Below are 18,620 nucleotides of genomic sequence, written 5' to 3' on the forward strand. Positions count from 1 at the left end.
TTCTAAAGCTAAAAACATGATTTTAATTTTTAAAATCATGTTTTTAGCAAAATGGATTACCACGCTCACGTATGTTCGCTCGCTAATAGACATATACGTCTATAAAACGTCTATTACGAGGAGAGCGTAGGTCGACGAAGCTAAGTTACGTGATTTAACTAACTCTGCAGAAGCAATAAAAATTTAAACCAAATTTATTTAAATTTTTATTGCGAACATAGTTGATCTATAATTTCGCGTAAATTACCATGATGAATAAATACAGTTTAGACAAGTCATGTGAGGTGTTTCAATGAGCAATAGCATCTTTTACCCAAAGGTTTCACTTGTTATTCCCGTTTACAACGGCACTAATTATATGCGCGAAGCAATAGATAGTGCAGTTGCTCAGACTTATAAAAATTTAGAAATTTTAGTTGTTAATGATGGCTCAAATGATAATGGTGAAACAGAACGCATAGCTTTATCTTATGGTGATAAGATTCGTTATTTCTCTAAGACAAATGGTGGTGTGGGCTCAGCCTTAAATTTGGCAATTAAGGAAATGAAAGGAGAGTATTTTTCGTGGCTTAGTCATGATGATGTTTACAATCCAAATAAAATTGAACATCAAATTAATATTCTCAATACTCTTCCCAATCGTAATACGATTATTTACGGAGGGTATGAGGTTATAGATCATAACTCTAAGTCACTGTATTTTATGAGACTAGATAAAATATTATCAGTAGAAAAATGTAATATCCCATTATTCCCTCTTATGCGAGGATTAATTCATGGATGTACTCTTTTAATACCAATAAAATATTTCCGTGAAATTGGTACTTTTGATGAAACATTATTAACTACCCAAGATTATGCACTTTGGTTTGAGTTTTTACGGATAGCACCTATTCATTTTGATGATCGTATTTTAATTAAAAGTCGCACTCATCTAGATCAAGGAACCCATAAAATTGCTAGCCACATGAATGAATGTAATGAATTATGGTCTAGGTTTCTCAGAAGGTTAACTTTAGAAGAAATGACTATAATGCAAGGATCACCTTATTTATTCCTGCATCGTACTAGTGTTTTTCTTGCAAATGCTTCTTGTTATCAAGCATCCGAACTAGCTAAGTCAATGGCTAAGGATATCTTAACCGATATTAAGATTAGTGTAATTATGCCAATTTATAATAGAGTTGATTTGGCAATTGAGTCTATAAAAAGTGTTATTGCCCAAACTCATAAGTGTTTTGAGTTGATTTTAGTAGATGATGGCTCTGAAGATGATGTATCTAGGTTGATTGAGGAGTGCAATAAAGATAGTAGAATTAAATATATTCGTAAGGAAAATACAGGACCAGCAGCGGCACGTAATCTAGGTATTAAACATGCATCTGGGCAGTACATAGCGTTCATTGATTCTGATGATTTGTTTTATGACAATAAACTTGAGGTTCAATTGAAGTTTATGGAGGATAATAGTTTGTTATTCTCACATACTTCTTACCATAGGATAGATTGGACTGGAAATTTGATAAAATATATAAGCTCTGGTACTTTTAGCAAGCAAGTCTTTCCAAACATTATTACTAAATGTCCAATAGCAATGTCTAGTGTGATAGGAAAAACCTCCCTTTTTATGTCAAACAAATTCCCTGAAAATATAAAGATTGGTGAAGATATATGTTTGTGGATATCTATAGCAAGCAAACATGATATAGAAGCAATTGATTTAGCCTTATCATGTGTTAGGGTTAATTATGGAATTAGTAATTGTTTCAATAATAAAAAAATGACAATAAGGTTAATTAATATTTCCTTATTTGTTATGAATGATGAATATTTAAGTCAATTTGATAAGCAAGTTAAACCTTTACTATTATCCGCAACAAAGATACCTAGCTTTTCATCAAGTAAATTAATAAAATTTAATGACGTACCTACTGTATTATTTAAGAGTTACAAACCTAATATAATAGTACAATTAATTTTGATGTTCGTAAGATCGCTGCGTGTAGATGGCTTTAGAATAACATGGGACAAAATTTGTAAGAAACTAGGTATACTCCAATGATGGTTTTGATACTGTCTTAAGAGTCAAGCATTAAATTAGGATTAAAGTAATTCTTCAGTAACCCAAGCTCCTCCTACTTTACTCTCAAAAGAGCAATTAAAATCAATTTATTTGCAGCTTTTCAGTGGAGAAAATGCTAGAATAGTCTTAGAAGATTTAGCCTACATGAGTGGTGTGTATCGCAGCAATTTCATACGGCAAGAAAGCAACTACACCGCTTTCAATGAAGGCATGCGAGCTTTGTTTTTGTACATATGCTTGCAAGCGTCTAGAGATGATGGAGTTGATGATATTGAAGGAAATTTATAATGAGGATAGCTTATGAGTACGAATAGTAAAACATTGGTATCGTTAGACTATGCGATTAAATATCTACTCAAAGATAAAGGTGATTATGAAATAGTCGAGGGCTTTATTTCGGCTATACTTAAAGATGCTGGTTACTTACCAGTAAAAATTACCGCTTTACTAGAGAGTAAGAGTAATAAAGAACGTAAAGACTTAAAGAAAAGCGTAGCTGACGTTATCGTTGAAGACCAGCAAGGTCATAAATATATTGTGGGAATAGATCGTTCAACTACCCACACTTTTCTCCACAAAGCTTGCTTTAATAGTTGTCGGTTGATTGTTGATAATATCAGCTCAGATCAGGATTATAGTGATATCAAAAAAATATTTCATATCAACTTAATATATTTTGTGTTGAGCGATATAAGCTCTCCATTATATCACGGTCAGACTATATTTAGAAAAATGGACAGGGAACATCCAGTAGACTTACATCTTGCTGATATGGGTTGTAGGTTTTTTGATGTTCACAATGTATTTCCTGAATATTTTGTTATTTCCGTACCGCTTTTTGATGGTATTATAAAAGATGAGTTGGATGAGTGGTTATATTTTGCCAAACATTCTGAGGTTAAAGATGATTTTAAGTCGCCTTATATGAAGAAAGTAGCAGAACGTCTGAGTGTTCTAAAAATGACTCCAGAAGAACGTCAGCACTATCAGAATTATGTCAATGAATCGCTAAAAGAACGTGATTATATAGTTGCAGCTAGAACTGAAGGTAGAGCTGAAGAAAAAATAGCAATGGCAAAAAAAATGCTAAAAGAAAATTTTTCTATAGAAACTATAAGTAGAATAATAGAACTATCCATAGAAGAAATAGAAGTGCTACGTGAGAATTTGGCTGAGGACACAACTACTGTACTTGACGAAAATTAAATAGGAAGGGTATTGAATTGCTGTATTGGAAAAATAGAACGACCGTTGTTCATAACTGTTGAAAGTTAAAAAAGATATTATTTTTGTAAAAACATATTAGTGGAAGAAATTTTTGGTATATACTGCAAAAAATTGAAGAATTTAGAAGAGAAAATATCTATGTGGATCAAAAACACTAACATTAGTATGATAGTTATGTGGTCAAAACGATGTCATAGTTGGTTAACAATAATATTTTGTTTAATAATTAACAGCTATTCAACTATTCATGCTTCCAATACAAATATTGAAAATAGATTTGCAACAAGGATTGCTATTGTAGATATACACTCTATTCTAGAACATTCTGTAGCAATCCAGTCTATAAGAAAATCTGTAGACCAAATAAGCGAAAAAATTCGACAAGATCTATCAAAGAAGGATGGAGAACTAAAAGAAATAGAAAATCTATTAATGGGAAAACGTAATTCTTTAAGTGAATCAGCTTTTGAACAAGAATTTAGTCTTTTTGAAAAGAAAATAAATATAGCACAAAAAGAAATACGAGATAGAAAAGTACGACTTGAGCAAGCCCATGCTGAGGGTATAGGGAAAGTACAAGAAGCAATAACAAAAATTATAAGTACTTTAGCAGAAAAGTATAATCTTGATCTAGTTATACCTAGTACTCAAATTTTATTTGCTAAAAATAGTCTAAATATTACGCAAGAAGTGATAGCAGAACTAAATAATAAATTAAAACATGTTACAATTAAATACGAATAATTTGTTATAGAGGTTTATCAATGACAGAATTTACTCCTATTACAGTAGCTTATGGTGATGGTATAGGTCCAGAAATAATGCAAGCAGTACTGTATATTTTAAAAGAAGCTGAAGCAAGAATACGTATAGAGGTAGTGGAAGTAGGAGAAAAATTATACCAAAAGCACTATACCTCAGGGATAGCAGAAGATACTTGGCAATCATTAGCAAGAACTAAGGTGCTTCTAAAAGCTCCTATTACCACTCCTCTAGGTGGTGGGTATAAAAGCTTAAATGTAACTCTTAGAAAAGCCCTATCTCTTTATGCCAATATTCGCCCTGCTATTTCTTATGCTCCTTTTGTTAAGACACTGCATCCAAATCTAAACGTGGTTATAGTACGGGAAAATGTTGAAGATTTATATGCAGGCATCGAATATCGTCAGACTCACAATGTTTATGAGTCTCTTAAACTAATTAGCCGGGTTGGTAGTGAAAGAATTATTAGATATGCTTTTGAGTATGCGATAAAGAACAATCGTAAAAAGGTCACATGTTTCAGTAAAGATAATATTATGAAACTGTCTGATGGGATTTTTCATAAAGTTTTTGAGGAAATTGCTAATGAATATAAGCAAATTCAAAGTGACTATTACCTTATAGATATCGGTACTGCAAGACTAGCAGCTCAGCCAGAATTATTTGACGTCGTTGTAACTTCAAATCTGTATGGTGATATTATATCGGACGTATCTGCAGAAATTTCTGGTTCGGTAGGACTCGCTGGCTCTGCTAATATAGGTCAAAATTATGCTTTATTTGAAGCTGTACATGGCTCTGCCCCAGATATTGCCGGTCGCAACCTAGCTAATCCTTCTGGTTTACTTAACGCAGCAATTATGATGCTAATTCATATCGGGCAACAGGATATTGCTACACTAATAGAAAATGCCTGGAAAAAAACCATTGAGGACGGAGTCCATACTGGAGACATTTACAATGAAGAAATATCTAGCAAAAAAGTTGGTACTAAGGAATTTGCTGATGAAGTAGTAAAAAGACTAGGCTCAAAACCTTCTACCCTCAAAGCAAACGAATATTCATCTCCAGCTGCTCAACAACAGACTACTGAGCAGATATATTCGATTAATAGTAAAGAAGTTAAAGAATTGGTAGGTAGTGATATATTTATACAAATGACAGCTTTGACTGCTCATGAGGTAGCAGAAAAAATTCAAACTGTCAGTTTAGGTGACTTAGAATTAAAAACCGTATCTTCCATGGGACTTAAATTATGGCCTAGGGATGAGAGGTTTGAATTATTATCAGATCATTGGTGTTGCCGTTTTATGGCAAAGAAGGATGGAGAAAAAATAACCCATTCATCTATAGTCCATTTACTTGAATCGCTAAGCCAGGCAAAAATAGATTTTATTAAAATTGAGAATCTATTTGAATTTGATGGGAAAGCGGGTTACTCGCTTGCTCAAGGAGAATAGAATATTTATGTTTTTTGTTATTGGTTATGGATTAATCTTACTCGGAATTATAGCAATATTTTCTGGTATTGTTGGACTGTTCAGGTTTCCTGACTTTTATACAAAAATTCATGCTGCCAGTGTAATTGAATGTTGTGGAGTACCTTTATCCCTTGTTGGCCTTGCCTTTTTACAACATGATTTTACTAGCTCTTTTAAATTAGTTTTTGCTGCCATATTGATTTTAATATTAAACCCGGTATCTACTCATGCAATTGGCAAGGCTGCTTTATTAGGAAAAACTAACCTAAAATAATTGATTGTTTATTTATGATACTAGAAATAATAAATTTTCAACTAGCTAGCTGGTTGCTTATGGTAATCCTTATAATGCTTGCCATAGTATCAATTAAGATTATATTTTGTAATTCTTTATTAGAAATAGTAGTAATAAATTCTAGTTTTAGCTTACTTATTGGTTTATCATATCTTCTTATGGACGCTCCAGACGTGGCAATGACTGAAGTAGCTCTAGGTAGCTGTTTGTCTAGCTGTGTTTTCCTAAGCTTTCTTACTAGATTGCAAGACATACAGAAATGTGATCTTAAACCAACACGAGTAATAAGTTCATCAATTATATGTTTAATATTCATAGTAACATTTAGCTTTGCAGGACTTGATTTACTAGAATATGGATATATAGATTCTCCTATGCAAAGTCACTTAACCAAATATTATATTGAAAATACTAAAAGTGATATTGGTATTCCCTCTTTTGTAGCAGCACTACTAGCTAGTTACAGAGGTTATGATACTCTTGGAGAAACGGCAGTTATTTTAATTGCTGGAATATCGGTATTATTGCTATTTTCACAAAAAAGTAATGAACATGCTTAAAGATTTTATCATTATAAAACATTCTACTCTTTTTATCTTACCTTATATATTTTTATATTGTCTATATATTCAAATTAATGGTGATGCATCACCAGGAGGCGGATTCCAAGCTGGGGCTATATTTGCTTCTATGATAATTGGTTTTGATTTAGTTCATGGTCAGTTCAAATTAAAACAATATTTTTCTACTGATTTACTAGTTGGTATGGCTACTATCGGGGTACTTATCTATGCCATGACCGGTATGATATCAATATTATTTGATGATAATTACTTAAACTACTATTCTCTTGCAAATGATAAATTATTAGCTCAACATATTGGTATTTTTATCATTGAAATTGGCGTTGGACTTTGCGTTGCATCGGTTATGTGTTTAATATATTCCATAATGAAATATGCATAAACTAGTACAGCTAATAAAATGGGAATATTTAATTCAAAATCGTATTAATAATCTTAGCAAATATCTATTTATATTTTTTTTATTTTGTATTTTCAGCACGGCTTTAATCAATGACCAAGCAGATATTAAGAAATTTGGGGTTATTTTTTCAGTAATTTTTTTACCAATAGCTCTAATTGGCTTCTCTAGTCTAATATTAAAGCAAGATGTGGAAGATGGAAGTTTAGAGCTACTATTATCCAGTTTCAGTGAGAGTGAGATTGTTACATCTAAATTATTTGCTATATTTTTTAGTTCGCTTACTAGCTCTTTATTAAATATCCCGATAATTTATATTATTTTTGATCTTGATCTAATAACAGTAACCTATCTTTTTATCACTCTAACTTTGCTATTAACATTGTCCAGTAGCCTACTAGTTTTAATTGGATCTATTCAAAGCTATTTTAGGTCAAATACTAACATGCTAGCAATATTAATCATGCCACTATTAATACCCAACATAATACTTACCGGTCTTGTTTTACAAAATCTTGAGAATATAAGCCTAATTTTTGTTATGATTGGTATCAATATGCTTCTTTTACCAACCATATTTTATCTCTCATCATATCTAATTAAGAATATTTACAACATTTAATTTTTATTATACACCATACTGACCCCTGCACTAATAAAAAAATTGTTATTTTTTTATTATTCATGTAATTTAGTCGTAGTTTTTTAACCATTTTTTGGTAGTTATATATGTGGCAAGCTTTAAGAAGACTAATAGCAGCTAACCCTATGGGGGTGTTTTTATGGAGTATCATAGCTAAATGGTACTTTATGATAGCAGTTGCCTCTTTGATAGTATTATTTTGGGTAGCCAAGGGTCTTGAACAAATTGGATTTATAAAATATATGACCAATGCTACAATTGAAATTCTTGATACATCTAAATCAATTGCACAAAACTGTACTACAAAATTAGGTCCCAACTTTGAGAGCTTAACCAATTTTTGGAAATGTTTAGGAGACCCGCCAAAATACGAGATTAGAGAAAAAGAAACAGGTGAAAAAGTTTTAGAGGAGGGATTAAATAAGTTACTACCTAAAGACGGAACTGTACCGGAAATGCTTCCTTATCGTAATCCTTATGATTCTCCTAGCGATTCTACAGATAGTGATGGTAAATAAACCAAATTAATATTTGGCTAAAATCATGTTTTTAGCTTTAGAAAGGTTTAAAATGCATTCGTGTTAGCCGCTTTAAGAATGCATTTTTCCTTATAAGCAAAATTAGGGTAATACTTCACTGTTAATTGTTGAATTGCTGAAGCTACCCTTGATTTTTTGTTACTTTTCCAGTAGTCTATTATATTAAATATAATAATAAATATCAAGTTTGTGCAAAAAGTGAAAGCCACTACTATAGAACCTAGCTTCTATAGTTGCACTCATTATAAAATAATTCCCTACTTCAAGTAGTTGTGAAAACAACTATTGAAGTAGAAGAGGTATACTAGTCAGTTTATGTCAAATACTAATGATTATGATAAGGCAACTCGTAGGGATTTTATAACCTTAACTGCCAGCAGTATGGTTGTGGTTGGAGCTGCATGTGCTACCTACCCTCTTGTTGATTCATTCAACCCTTCAGCGGATGTTCTTGCCCTATCTTCAATAGAAGTGGATTTATCTCACATCCAACCAGGTCAAACTCTTACTGTTAAATGGCAAGGTAAACCGGTTTTTATTACTAATAGAACTCCAGAGAAAATTGCTGAAGCAAGAAATGTAAACCTTTCCGAGTTAATAGACCCTGAACTTGACCAAGACAGAGTAAAATCTGGGCATGATAAGTGGTTGGTAACTATAGGCATTTGTACACATTTAGGTTGTGTACCGCTTGCCAATCAGGGTGATTATGATGGCTGGTTTTGTCCATGCCACGGCTCTCAATACGACTCATCTGGTCGTGTTCGTAAAGGACCAGCTCCTTTAAATTTGGCTGTCCCACCATATGAGTTTATTTCCGATACAAAAATTAAAATCGGATAGTTATTTATGAATGAAACTAATGATCCTAAAAAATCAAACCCCATTATAGAATGGATAGACTATCGGCTACCTATTTTCTCATTCCTTAAACATTTAGGCGAATACCAAACACCCAAAAACTTAAGTTACCTATGGAACTTAGGGTCAATAGCTGGTATCGCTTTAGTAATTCAGATAATCACTGGCATTATTTTAGCTATGCATTACACTCCTCATGTTGATTACGCCTTTGAGAGTGTTGAAAAAATTATGCGTAATGTCAATTACGGCTGGTTAATACGTTATATACATTCAGTTGGAGCATCAATGTTTTTTGCTGCAGTTTATCTACACATCTGTAGAGGGTTATATTATGGGTCATACAAAAAACCTAGAGAATTATTGTGGCATATAGGTATAATAATTTTTCTTACCATGATGGCTACTGCATTCATGGGATATGTACTACCTTGGGGACAAATGAGCTACTGGGGAGCAACTGTAATCACCAATTTATTTTCAGCTATACCTATTATTGGCAAATCGATAGTTACTTGGCTTTGGGGAGGATTTTCAGTTGATAACCCTACACTTAACAGATTCTTTGCTTTACATTATTTATTGCCGTTTATCATAGTGGCTTTAGTACTACTCCATTTAGTAGCACTACATATTCATGGATCAAATAACCCTAAAGGGATCGATGTTAAGTCATCTAAAGATACTATTCCTTTTCATCCGTATTATACGGTAAAGGACTTCGTTGGATTCGGTGTTTACTTTTTAATATTTGCCTTTTTTGTCTTTTACCAACCAAATTATCTAGGGCATCCTGACAATTACATACCAGCTAACCCTTTAGTTACTCCGGCTCATATAGTTCCAGAATGGTATTTTCTGCCATTTTATGCCATTTTACGGGCAGTACCATCAAAGCTAGGCGGGGTAATATTGATGTTTTCTAGTATTTTGCTATTATTTGTCTTACCTTGGCTTGATAGCTCAAAAGTTAGGAGTAGCAATTATAGACCAATGTTCCGCATAGCTTTTTGGCTGTTCATATTTGATTGTTTGGTACTTGGATATCTTGGAGGACAACCAGCAGAAGAACCTTATATTACCTTAAGTCGATTTGCTGCTACTTACTATTTCTTTCATTTTCTCATTGCAGTGCCACTAATTAGCAAGTATGAAAAAACTCTGCCATTACCGGATTCTATATGAAAGATCAGAAAATTATGGCTAACCCAATTAACATTACTCCGTCATTGCGAGGAGCTACTTTAGTAGCGATGAAGCAATCCAAAGGAATGATTAGGAATGGATTGCTTCGTTGGCTTATGCCTACTCGCAACGACATAAGTATCAAATTTTTCCTGTGTTTATTAGACTTGCTGCATAAATCAAAGATAGTTGAGGGATTTTTAGGAGAAACGAAGCCGAGCACCGCAGCGTACACAGACGTACGTGAGGAGCGGAGGCGAGTTTCGACGACAAAATCACCAACTAGATTGACTTATGCAGTAAGTCTATTAATTTTGTTAATATCAAATATTGTTACTGCCAATAACGATGCACTACCTACAAAAAAGATTGCTTGGCCATTTGATGGAGTTTTTGCTAGCGTTGATAGGAAAGCTGCACAGCGTGGCTTCCAAGTATATAAAGAAGTATGTAGCGTGTGTCATGGTCTTTATAATTTATATTATCGTAATCTTAAAGAGCTAGGATTTTCAGATGAAGAAATTAAAGAAATAGCCAAAAATTATACTGTACAAGATGGTCCAAATGATGCAGGAGAAATGTTTGAAAGACCTGCCCTACCCTCCGATCCATTTGTTCGTCCCTACCCTAATGAACAAGCAGCAAGAGCTGCTAACAATGGAGCAGACCCACCTGATTTATCCTTGATTATCAAAGCAAGACCTGATGGAGCAAATTATTTATATTCTATACTCACTGGTTATAGTGATCCTCCTGAAAATTTTAAACTAATGCCAGGATTAAATTACAACCCATATTTTCCACATAGTCAGATTGCCATGCCAGCTCCTTTGTCAGATGGACAAGTAAAGTATATAGACGGAACAAATTCATCAGTCGAACAAATGGCTATGGATGTTACGATATTTTTACAATGGGCTGCTGAACCTGAAATGGAAAACCGTAAATCCATGGGTTTGAAAGTGACGATGTTCTTAGTAATTTTTATAATTTTCTTCTATATCTCTAAAAATAGAATTTGGAAGAATCTAGAAACAGAAGAGTATAAATAACAAATCTTTAGGTTCTTATATCTTAAAACATGTTATAACTACTTATAACATGTTTTAAGATATAAGAACCTAGTTATCCTGAATTCGCGTAAATTACCGCATATTAAACCTATCATAAGTAATCTTATTCTCTACCGATTCAATCAATGTATCAGAGAATTCTTGCACGAAATCTTGCCTTACCATACCCAACCTCTTCTTAAGCCACGATTGTTTAGCAGATATATATTTAATAGTTACATCACCATATTTCTGTTTTATAAAACTATACATATCATCTATACCATCAATTAAACCAAAATCAACAGCAGTTTCCCCAGACCAAAATGCTCCATTAAATAAAATATCATCTTCTTGCGTTAACTTACCAATACGACGCTCCTTAACATGATCTATAAAATGCTCGTGAATCTGTTTTTGTATATGCTTAATAATTTCAATATCTTCTTCTTGCACTGGTTGAAATGGATCGAGAATAGATTTATTTTTACCTTCTGCATAAACCCTCCTTTCTACTCCAAGCTTATTGATAGCCACAGGAAAACCAAAACCAGCCGAAACCACCCCTATACTACCAATAATTGAACTCTTAGATGCATATATTTGGTCACCAATACAAGCAAGCCAATATCCACCAGATGCTGCTACATCTTCTACAAAACTATAAATTGGTATTTTCTTTTCCTCAGCTAATGACCTTATACGTTTGCTAATCAGTTCAGATTGTACAGGTGAACCACCTGGAGAATTGATAGTTAAACACAAAGCTTTAAGATTTTTGATCTCAAAAGCTTTGTCAATTAACTCATGTAGCGATTCTATGCTAAGCCCTGATTTTACTGGGCTTACTTTACCTATAACCCCACTAAGGCGAAGAACAGCAATTACCGGCTTTGATGCCTTAGAACCTATTCTAGGTAGTAATGAAAGTAATTGATCTAACTTACCTATTTGACGTTTAGCAATTACCTGATCAAATTTTGCCTCAGCAATTAAACTTTTATTATGTTCTATGTACATTAGTTACTCCTTATTATCGTTTTTAGAAGCATTATTTTCCTCATTATTCTGTTGTATTTTTGGTTTTTCATCTTTGTTTTCCTGCTCTTCAGCCTTTAACTGTTTATTAACCGGTTGATTAAGCGTTTGTTCCCGGTAACTATTTTTAGGTTCTGGGTGGTTTCCAGGAATATTTGACAAAATAATATTGCGAATTTCTTCATCATACCAATTAATAGTACCAACAAAACTTACTAACATTTTTCCATCTGGATTAATTAGAATAGCAGTTGGTAGACCAACTATTGAAAAAGCTTTAAATAGTTGATTCTTAAAATCATGGTAAATTGGCAGATATCTTATATCATAATCTTTATAATATTTTTGGATAATTTCTATTCCTTGATAGTCTTGTGATACAGGGATTATTGCAAATGGCAACTTTCTAAAATCTTTTTGCAATACATCTAAATCCGGCATTTCTTTAATACAAGATGCACACCATGTTGCCCAAAATACCAATAATATCGTTTTTCCTTCAAAATTATCAAGAGAATATTTTTCTCCTTTATCATCAAAGAAAACCACCGTATCAGGAACACTAGATAAATCAAGCATTTTAACACCTGATTTGATCTGATCTAATGCAAAACTATTAGTGCTGATCAACAAATATGTTACAATCAAAAAAAATCGTTTACTATATTTTCTAATATGCATATAAATAACAAATATATTTCCAATTAATTTATTGATCATCATGAAAAACAATATTTTTTTACCTCTAATATTATTAAGCTGCTTAATCTTAACTTCTTGTGGATTAAAAAAACCATTAGAAAACCCCCCTTCAGAAAATCCAGTTGCAGAAGATTGTTGCGGAGGGTGTGAAAATTCAAAACATTAATATCTTTTGAAAGTTCGTCCCAGCATTACTACGTCAAATTCATACGTTTTAATGCCATCTAGTGCAGTGGACAAAGCATGACTAACTTCTCCGCAATTTTCTAAATTAACCCTTGAATTAGATAAATATAGCTTTGTTTGTAGCTGTCCAAGAATTAGGTGGTTGACTCTAATGTTTACATTAGGCGTTTCACGCAAAATTCCACTAGGATATATAGTAATAAAATAAAATTCTCCTTTATTATTAGTAGTAGCAATGCCAGATCCGGTAAAACTTGATTTACTTACAAGGTTTAGCATCTTTTTATTGATACGAGTACGAAGTGGTATGTATGGATATTTTCCGTCACTTCCAACCTGCCATAAATATATTTTTGCATCTGCTACTGGAACGCAATCTTGGTCTAATAATCTACCCTTTACTATAATTTTTGTACCACGATAGACTGCTTGTTGTCCTGTCTTTCTAAGTAAGTTATTGGATAATTGGAATTCTTCCGGTTCGTAATCATTCATTGTACTCTTACTGATCTTACAACAATTAAGCTTATTAGGGTAAAACTTAGATTCACTGGCTATAGCAATAGTGGAATACAAACAGATTAAAAATAACAAATTTTTCATTTTTTACCATTTATGTTTAACAACTCCTATTAGAAGATGGATATTCCAAATTTTCTTATAGAGATTTAAATTATCGTATCCTTTATTCTTTTACAACTATATTAACCTCAGTTTTGGATTAAAATTAAAAATTTTAATCCAAAATTGGCTATAATATCAGAAAAATACATTCTTGAAGCACTTACTATAAATACATTTTAATCTATTATCGCTAATAATCTTATTTTTATTGGTATAAAAATAAGATTATTAGCAAATGAAATATTTAACAATCAGGCGTCAAAGCACTTTAAGCCTGATTGTTTACATTCTCATTCCAATTTCGGATTAATCAAATTAATCCGAAGTTGAGGTTACATTATATTTATTTTGTTAATTTAAAGAACAGGGCTATCCTTTACATCACGTTGTTCTTATGGTACACTAAAGCTAAACTACTTGAAATAGTAAAAAATAAAATCATTTATGAAAACACACTTAAAACAAACTATTATTGGCACAATGTTAGCTTTATTTCTTTTTCCAACTTCCACAATTGCAAAGAATAGAGACTATCCCAAAACTGTGCAAGAAAGAAAGATGGATGAAATCGGGTCAATAGTTGGAGGAGAAGGCTTGGTGTTTAGACCAAGTAGAATCAAAAATGAATCTACCAAAACTGTAGGCTGTAACGTTAATAAATATTTATGGCAAGCTTCTATAGAAACTTTAAGTTTTGTGCCTCTTGCTTCAACCGATTCAGTCGGTGGAGTCATTATTACTGAATGGTATAGTCCAAAAGGACAAACAAATTTTCGATTTAAAATAAATATTTTTATTAAAGATAACGTTATTAGTCCGGATGCCATCCAAGTAAAAATATTTGAACAAACACTTAAAAATGGTAATTGGCTAGACAATCATACTACTTCAGACCTAGCTAATAGCATAGAAGATAAAATTTTAAGAAAATCTAGAGAATTATATATTAGTGCTGAAAGAAAAGAATGATATACTTGCTACAATAAGGATAGTTTACGATACAAATTATGAGAGATATTGAAAAGAAATGGCAAAGAATTTGGCTTGAGGAAAAAGCTTTTGCTGCAACAAACAATAGCGACAAGCCTAAATATTACGTACTTGAAATGTTACCATACCCTTCTGGAAAGATTCATGTCGGGCATTTGCGTAACTATTCTATCGGAGATTGCATAGCTCGTTTTATGAAATTACAAGGCTATAACGTATTACATCCTATGGGTTGGGATGCTTTCGGCTTGCCAGCAGAGAATGCTGCCATTAACAATAACTCTAATCCTAAGGACTGGACTTATTCAAACATCGCAACTATGCGAGATCAGCTAAAATCCATTGGCTTTTCATATGATTGGTCACGAGAAATAACAACTTGTGATCCGGATTATTATAAGCATGAACAAAAATTCTTTTTAGAACTCTATGAGAGAGGTTTAGCCTACCAAAAAGAATCTTTAGTCAATTGGGATCCTGTAGATAATACTGTGTTAGCTAACGAACAAGTAGTAGATGGTCGTGGATGGCGTTCGGGTGCTTTAGTTGAAAAACGACAGCTAAAACAATGGTTTCTAAGAATCACTAATTACGCTGAAGAACTGTTAAATGAAATTGCAAAACTGGACTCTTGGCCTGATTCTGTTAAATCTATGCAGGAAAAATGGATAGGCAAATCGGAAGGAGTAAATTTTAGTTTTAAAATACAGGATCATGATGCCAATATTGAAGTGTTTTCTACTAGACCAGAAACTATCTTTGGAGCAAGCTTTGTTGCGATAGCCTATAACCACCCAATAATTGAGCAATTAGTAGATAAAAATGATGCTATAATATCTTTCATTGAAAAATGTTCGCAATTAGACACTAATGTTGTAGTAGATAAAGCTGAAAAAGAAGGGGTATTTACTGACCTTTTTGCTATTCACCCATTTGATCCTACAATTATTATTCCTGTGATAATAACAAATTTTGTACTAATGGATTATGGGACTGGAGCAGTTTTTGGATGCCCAGCCCATGATGAAAGAGATCATGCATTAGCCAAGAAAATGGGATTACCAATAAAGCAAGTAGTAATTAATAAGGATGTTCCAATAGATGTACACTCGGAATCTTACACTGGTGATGGTATCATGATCAACTCAGATTTTTTGAATAATCTTGCTATCCAAGATGCTAAGCAAAAATCTATAGAAGAACTTGAAAAACGTGGTTTAGGCAAACGTACCATTAACTACCGACTGAAAGACTGGGGAGTGTCAAGACAAAGATACTGGGGTTGCCCTATTCCAATAATCTATTGCTCGGATTGTGGAACTGTGCCAGTAGCTGAAAAAGACTTACCTATAACTTTACCAAACGATGTTACATTTGATGGCCATGGCAATCCTCTTGATTCACACTCTACTTGGAAACATACTAATTGCCCAAAATGTCAGAAACCAGCTATTCGTGAAACTGACACGTTAGATACATTTTTTGAGTCTTCTTGGTATTTTACCCGTTATTGTAATGTAGATGCAAAAGATATGACTGACAAACAAGCCTGTGATTATTGGTTACCTGTTGATCAGTATATTGGTGGGATTGAACATGCAGTAATGCATCTTCTTTATGCAAGGTTTTTCACTAAAGTAATGAACGAACAAGGCTATCTTAGTATTCGTGAACCCTTTAATAGTTTGCTGACTCAAGGTATGGTGTTACATGCTACCTATAAAGATAGCAATAATAATTGGTTATACCCAAATGAAGTAACAAAACAATCTAATAAGTGGGTTAATAAGAATAATGGAGAAGAAGTATTTCAAGGGCGAATAGAAAAAATGAGTAAATCCAAAAAGAATGTCGTGGATTTAGAGTCAATATTGACCAACCATGGTGCAGATGCTATCCGGCTATTTGTACTCTCCGATAGTCCGCCAGAGAAAGATTGTGAATGGTCGGCAAATGGTCTTGAAGGGTGCAGCCGTTTTATCAGTAAGTTAGAAAATATGGCTGAGATACTAATTAATAATAAAATAACAGAGACTCCTAGAAATAGACTGGATAAACTAACAAAGCTTACTCATCACACTATTAAGCATGTTACCAGCGAAATAAGGGAGTTTAAGCTAAATAAAGCCATAGCAAGGATGCGGGAACTATTTAATGCGTTGTCAGATGAAATATCTAAGGGCAAGGAAGCTAATATTGATAGTGTTAAAGAAGGTTTCAGCATCTTGATTATATTACTTAACCCATTTATTCCACATATTACAGAGGAAATTTGGCAAGAATTAGGCAATAAGGAAAGATTATACCAAACTTCCTGGCCTTCTTTCGATGAATCATTGTTGGAACTAGAATCTTATATCATGGCTATCCAAGTTAATGGTAAACTAAGGGCTACGCACGAATTTGCTAATGTAACGAGTAATATTGAGATTCAGAATATGGTAATGCAATTACCCGAGATACAAAAACATTTAAGCGGCAAAGAACCTAAAAAATTTATCATAATACCCTCGAAAATAGTAAATATTGTGGTGTGAATAAGGATGAAAGGAAATGTTAATAAAAGATGCTACTGTTAAAACACCGAAACAAAAAGAATCTGCGTTAGACAGTACGCTTGTTTCGTTATTTGCCGGTGCAGGTGGTATGGATATTGGTTTTGCAAAAGCTGGGTTCAAGACAATTTGGGCAAATGAATATGACAAAACAATTGCTCCTTCTTATCAAAACTACTTTCCTGAATCAAAGTTTGATGGGCGTTCTATTTTGGATATTCCAAATAAAGATATTCCATTTGGTGCAACTGGTGTCATTGGTGGACCGCCATGTCAATCATGGTCAGAAGCTGGGGCTAGGCGTGGAATTGACGATTTAAGAGGTCAATTATTTCATGAATATATAAGGATTATTAGACATGTACAACCAAAGTTTTTTGTTGCAGAAAATGTTCATGGAATAATCCATTCAAGAAATATTAAATCCTTTATGAATATCATAGATATGTTCAAAAAAGAAAACTATGAGGTTAGTTGGAAATTGTTAAAAGCAAGTGACTATGGTGTGGCACAAGATCGAGAGCGTGTTTTTATAATTGGCTATCACAAATCTTTGAACAAAAAATTTGAGTTTCCTAAACCTTTGGGAAACAAAGTTACTTTAAAACAGGTGATAGGTGACCTAGCTGATCTAAAAGTTGGAACAACCAAAAAAGTTAAAAATCATGAGCTAATTGATTCTGGTTATTCCCCAATTTTTATGTCGAGAAATCGAGTACGAGGTTGGGATGAGCAATCATTTACTATTTTAGCAACAGATAGGCACATTCCATTTCATCCGCAAGCTCCTAAAATGATAAAAGTTGACGGACAAGAGTTGAGAAAGTTCGCTCTTGGTTATGAAAACAAATATCGAAGATTAACCGTTCGAGAATGTGCACGAATTCAGACATTTCCAGATGATTATGAGTTCATTTATACCAATATCAGAAATGGCTATAAAATGGTTGGTAATGCTGTACCAGTAAATTTAGCATATTGGGTAGCCAAATCAATTAGAGAAGATTTAGGGGGGTAATGGCTACGCAGACAAATAATGGCAGAGCTTTTGAGTGGGCAGTGGGTTTAGTACTTAAATTACAAACCAATATGCCAATTGCAGAAAATGCCTATTCAGAAATTAATGAGAAAGCATTTTATGAACAGTCTTTTGTATTTAAAGTACATTCACATAGCCTATCTAAAAATAAAGAAGTAATATCAAAGGAACAACACTTAACTTTCCATTGGGAAAAATTTAGCAACCTAGCACATAAAAATTTTTTGCCAACCGGTATGTATGATTTCTTAAAAGAATACGAGGAACAAAAACAACCAAAGTTTCTTTCTCTTATAAAAGATCAATTTACTACCAATTATTAAGCAATTTGTAATTGAGACTATTTTGTAACAAAAAAAGCTCCCCTTAAGGTT

General features: G+C 33.1%; 18 protein-coding genes and 1 pseudogene. 16 read left to right on the forward strand and 3 right to left on the reverse strand.

The features are described 5' to 3' along the window. Positions 1-292 precede the first annotated feature (292 nt). The 11 genes and pseudogenes from AAGD36_RS01030 to AAGD36_RS01080 all read left to right on the forward strand — a co-directional run bounded on the left by AAGD36_RS01030 (position 293) and on the right by AAGD36_RS01080 (position 11,112). Entirely contained in the window at positions 293-2,062 is a 1,770-nt protein-coding gene (locus AAGD36_RS01030; RefSeq protein ID WP_341755561.1) for a glycosyltransferase family 2 protein, read from the forward strand. Between the two features lie 321 nt (positions 2,063-2,383). Then, positions 2,384-3,289: a PD-(D/E)XK nuclease family transposase gene (locus tag AAGD36_RS01035; protein WP_341755562.1), complete on the forward strand. Its 906-nt coding sequence runs from the start codon at positions 2,384-2,386 to the stop codon at positions 3,287-3,289. Positions 3,290-3,388: 99 nt separating this feature from the next. Then, positions 3,389-4,054 (forward strand): OmpH family outer membrane protein, encoded by a 666-nt coding sequence (locus AAGD36_RS01040; protein WP_341755563.1) that lies wholly within the window; start codon positions 3,389-3,391, stop codon positions 4,052-4,054. A gap of 20 nt (positions 4,055-4,074) precedes the next feature. Then, the gene (locus AAGD36_RS01045) at positions 4,075-5,532 is read left to right on the forward strand and encodes an NADP-dependent isocitrate dehydrogenase (RefSeq protein WP_341755564.1); all 1,458 of its coding nucleotides are present in this window, start codon (positions 4,075-4,077) and stop codon (positions 5,530-5,532) included. Between the two features lie 7 nt (positions 5,533-5,539). After that, positions 5,540-5,827: a Na+/H+ antiporter subunit G gene (locus tag AAGD36_RS01050; protein WP_341755565.1), complete on the forward strand. Its 288-nt coding sequence runs from the start codon at positions 5,540-5,542 to the stop codon at positions 5,825-5,827. A 14-nt stretch (positions 5,828-5,841) separates the two neighbouring features. Further along, a pseudogene (locus tag AAGD36_RS01055) lies at positions 5,842-6,814 on the forward strand (DUF4040 domain-containing protein). Further along, positions 6,807-7,454, forward strand: coding sequence for a heme exporter protein CcmB (locus AAGD36_RS01060; RefSeq protein ID WP_341755566.1), 648 nt, complete (start codon positions 6,807-6,809; stop codon positions 7,452-7,454). Before AAGD36_RS01055 ends, AAGD36_RS01060 begins: the two are co-directional and overlap by 8 nt. Positions 7,455-7,561: 107 nt before the next feature. Further along, the gene (locus AAGD36_RS01065) at positions 7,562-7,993 is read left to right on the forward strand and encodes a DUF2670 domain-containing protein (protein ID WP_341755567.1); all 432 of its coding nucleotides are present in this window, start codon (positions 7,562-7,564) and stop codon (positions 7,991-7,993) included. 336 nt (positions 7,994-8,329) lie between these two features. After that, a complete protein-coding gene (gene petA / locus AAGD36_RS01070; RefSeq protein WP_341755568.1) occupies positions 8,330-8,857 on the forward strand; it encodes a ubiquinol-cytochrome c reductase iron-sulfur subunit in 528 nt (175 codons plus the stop codon). A 6-nt stretch (positions 8,858-8,863) separates the two neighbouring features. Next, positions 8,864-10,060, forward strand: coding sequence for a cytochrome b/b6 (locus tag AAGD36_RS01075; RefSeq protein ID WP_341755569.1), 1,197 nt, complete (start codon positions 8,864-8,866; stop codon positions 10,058-10,060). Positions 10,061-10,371: 311 nt separating this feature from the next. Next, positions 10,372-11,112 carry a cytochrome c1 gene (locus tag AAGD36_RS01080; RefSeq protein WP_341755975.1) on the forward strand — a complete coding sequence of 247 codons (741 nt, stop codon included), beginning with the start codon at positions 10,372-10,374 and terminating at the stop codon, positions 11,110-11,112. A gap of 93 nt (positions 11,113-11,205) precedes the next feature. Here the strand turns inward: AAGD36_RS01080 and AAGD36_RS01085 are convergent, their stop codons facing one another. Next, entirely contained in the window at positions 11,206-12,132 is a 927-nt protein-coding gene (locus AAGD36_RS01085; protein WP_341755570.1) for a S49 family peptidase, read from the reverse strand. Positions 12,133-12,135: 3 nt separating this feature from the next. Then, positions 12,136-12,831: a TlpA disulfide reductase family protein gene (locus AAGD36_RS01090; RefSeq protein WP_341755976.1), complete on the reverse strand. Its 696-nt coding sequence runs from the start codon at positions 12,829-12,831 to the stop codon at positions 12,136-12,138. Between the two features lie 40 nt (positions 12,832-12,871). Here AAGD36_RS01090 and AAGD36_RS01095 point away from each other — a divergent pair, with 40 nt between their 5' ends. Then, a complete protein-coding gene (locus AAGD36_RS01095) occupies positions 12,872-13,018 on the forward strand; it encodes a hypothetical protein (protein ID WP_341755571.1) in 147 nt (48 codons plus the stop codon). Here the strand turns inward: AAGD36_RS01095 and AAGD36_RS01100 are convergent. Then, entirely contained in the window at positions 13,015-13,641 is a 627-nt protein-coding gene (locus tag AAGD36_RS01100; RefSeq protein ID WP_341755572.1) for a dioxygenase, read from the reverse strand. The two genes, AAGD36_RS01095 and AAGD36_RS01100, sit on opposite strands and share 4 nt — an antisense overlap. 465 nt (positions 13,642-14,106) lie before the next feature. On the opposite strand from AAGD36_RS01100, the gene AAGD36_RS01105 reads away from it, so the two are divergent. From AAGD36_RS01105 to AAGD36_RS01120, 4 genes are read left to right on the forward strand one after another with little or no spacing between them, the layout of a single operon-like run. Next, the gene (locus AAGD36_RS01105; RefSeq protein ID WP_410521238.1) at positions 14,107-14,631 is read left to right on the forward strand and encodes a DUF3576 domain-containing protein; all 525 of its coding nucleotides are present in this window, start codon (positions 14,107-14,109) and stop codon (positions 14,629-14,631) included. Between the two features lie 38 nt (positions 14,632-14,669). Continuing rightward, positions 14,670-17,189 (forward strand): leucine--tRNA ligase, encoded by a 2,520-nt coding sequence (leuS, locus tag AAGD36_RS01110; RefSeq protein ID WP_341755573.1) that lies wholly within the window; start codon positions 14,670-14,672, stop codon positions 17,187-17,189. 16 nt (positions 17,190-17,205) lie between these two features. Then, positions 17,206-18,225: a DNA cytosine methyltransferase gene (locus AAGD36_RS01115; protein WP_341755574.1), complete on the forward strand. Its 1,020-nt coding sequence runs from the start codon at positions 17,206-17,208 to the stop codon at positions 18,223-18,225. Beyond that, positions 18,225-18,569 (forward strand): hypothetical protein, encoded by a 345-nt coding sequence (locus tag AAGD36_RS01120; RefSeq protein WP_341755575.1) that lies wholly within the window; start codon positions 18,225-18,227, stop codon positions 18,567-18,569. Before AAGD36_RS01115 ends, AAGD36_RS01120 begins: the two co-directional genes overlap by 1 nt. Positions 18,570-18,620 lie beyond the last annotated feature (51 nt).

This window comes from Candidatus Tisiphia endosymbiont of Ptychoptera albimana (assembly GCF_964026605.1).
In the GTDB taxonomy this organism is placed as follows: domain Bacteria; phylum Pseudomonadota; class Alphaproteobacteria; order Rickettsiales; family Rickettsiaceae; genus Tisiphia.

Excerpts from the sequence above, each read along its gene's own strand:
- AAGD36_RS01085 (WP_341755570.1), bottom strand. The coding sequence starts at position 12,132 with ATGTACATAGAACATAATAAAAGTTTAATTGCTGAGGCAAAATTTGAT.
- AAGD36_RS01090 (WP_341755976.1), bottom strand. The coding sequence starts at position 12,831 with ATGCATATTAGAAAATATAGTAAACGATTTTTTTTGATTGTAACATAT.
- AAGD36_RS01120 (WP_341755575.1), top strand. The coding sequence starts at position 18,225 with ATGGCTACGCAGACAAATAATGGCAGAGCTTTTGAGTGGGCAGTGGGT.
- AAGD36_RS01105 (WP_410521238.1), top strand. The coding sequence starts at position 14,107 with ATGAAAACACACTTAAAACAAACTATTATTGGCACAATGTTAGCTTTA.
- AAGD36_RS01115 (WP_341755574.1), top strand. The coding sequence starts at position 17,206 with ATGTTAATAAAAGATGCTACTGTTAAAACACCGAAACAAAAAGAATCT.
- petA (WP_341755568.1), top strand. The coding sequence starts at position 8,330 with ATGTCAAATACTAATGATTATGATAAGGCAACTCGTAGGGATTTTATA.
- leuS (WP_341755573.1), top strand. The coding sequence starts at position 14,670 with ATGAGAGATATTGAAAAGAAATGGCAAAGAATTTGGCTTGAGGAAAAA.
- AAGD36_RS01065 (WP_341755567.1), top strand. The coding sequence starts at position 7,562 with ATGTGGCAAGCTTTAAGAAGACTAATAGCAGCTAACCCTATGGGGGTG.
- AAGD36_RS01050 (WP_341755565.1), top strand. The coding sequence starts at position 5,540 with ATGTTTTTTGTTATTGGTTATGGATTAATCTTACTCGGAATTATAGCA.
- AAGD36_RS01035 (WP_341755562.1), top strand. The coding sequence starts at position 2,384 with ATGAGTACGAATAGTAAAACATTGGTATCGTTAGACTATGCGATTAAA.
- AAGD36_RS01100 (WP_341755572.1), bottom strand. The coding sequence starts at position 13,641 with ATGAAAAATTTGTTATTTTTAATCTGTTTGTATTCCACTATTGCTATA.
- AAGD36_RS01030 (WP_341755561.1), top strand. The coding sequence starts at position 293 with ATGAGCAATAGCATCTTTTACCCAAAGGTTTCACTTGTTATTCCCGTT.
- AAGD36_RS01045 (WP_341755564.1), top strand. The coding sequence starts at position 4,075 with ATGACAGAATTTACTCCTATTACAGTAGCTTATGGTGATGGTATAGGT.
- AAGD36_RS01075 (WP_341755569.1), top strand. The coding sequence starts at position 8,864 with ATGAATGAAACTAATGATCCTAAAAAATCAAACCCCATTATAGAATGG.
- AAGD36_RS01095 (WP_341755571.1), top strand. The coding sequence starts at position 12,872 with ATGAAAAACAATATTTTTTTACCTCTAATATTATTAAGCTGCTTAATC.
- AAGD36_RS01060 (WP_341755566.1), top strand. The coding sequence starts at position 6,807 with ATGCATAAACTAGTACAGCTAATAAAATGGGAATATTTAATTCAAAAT.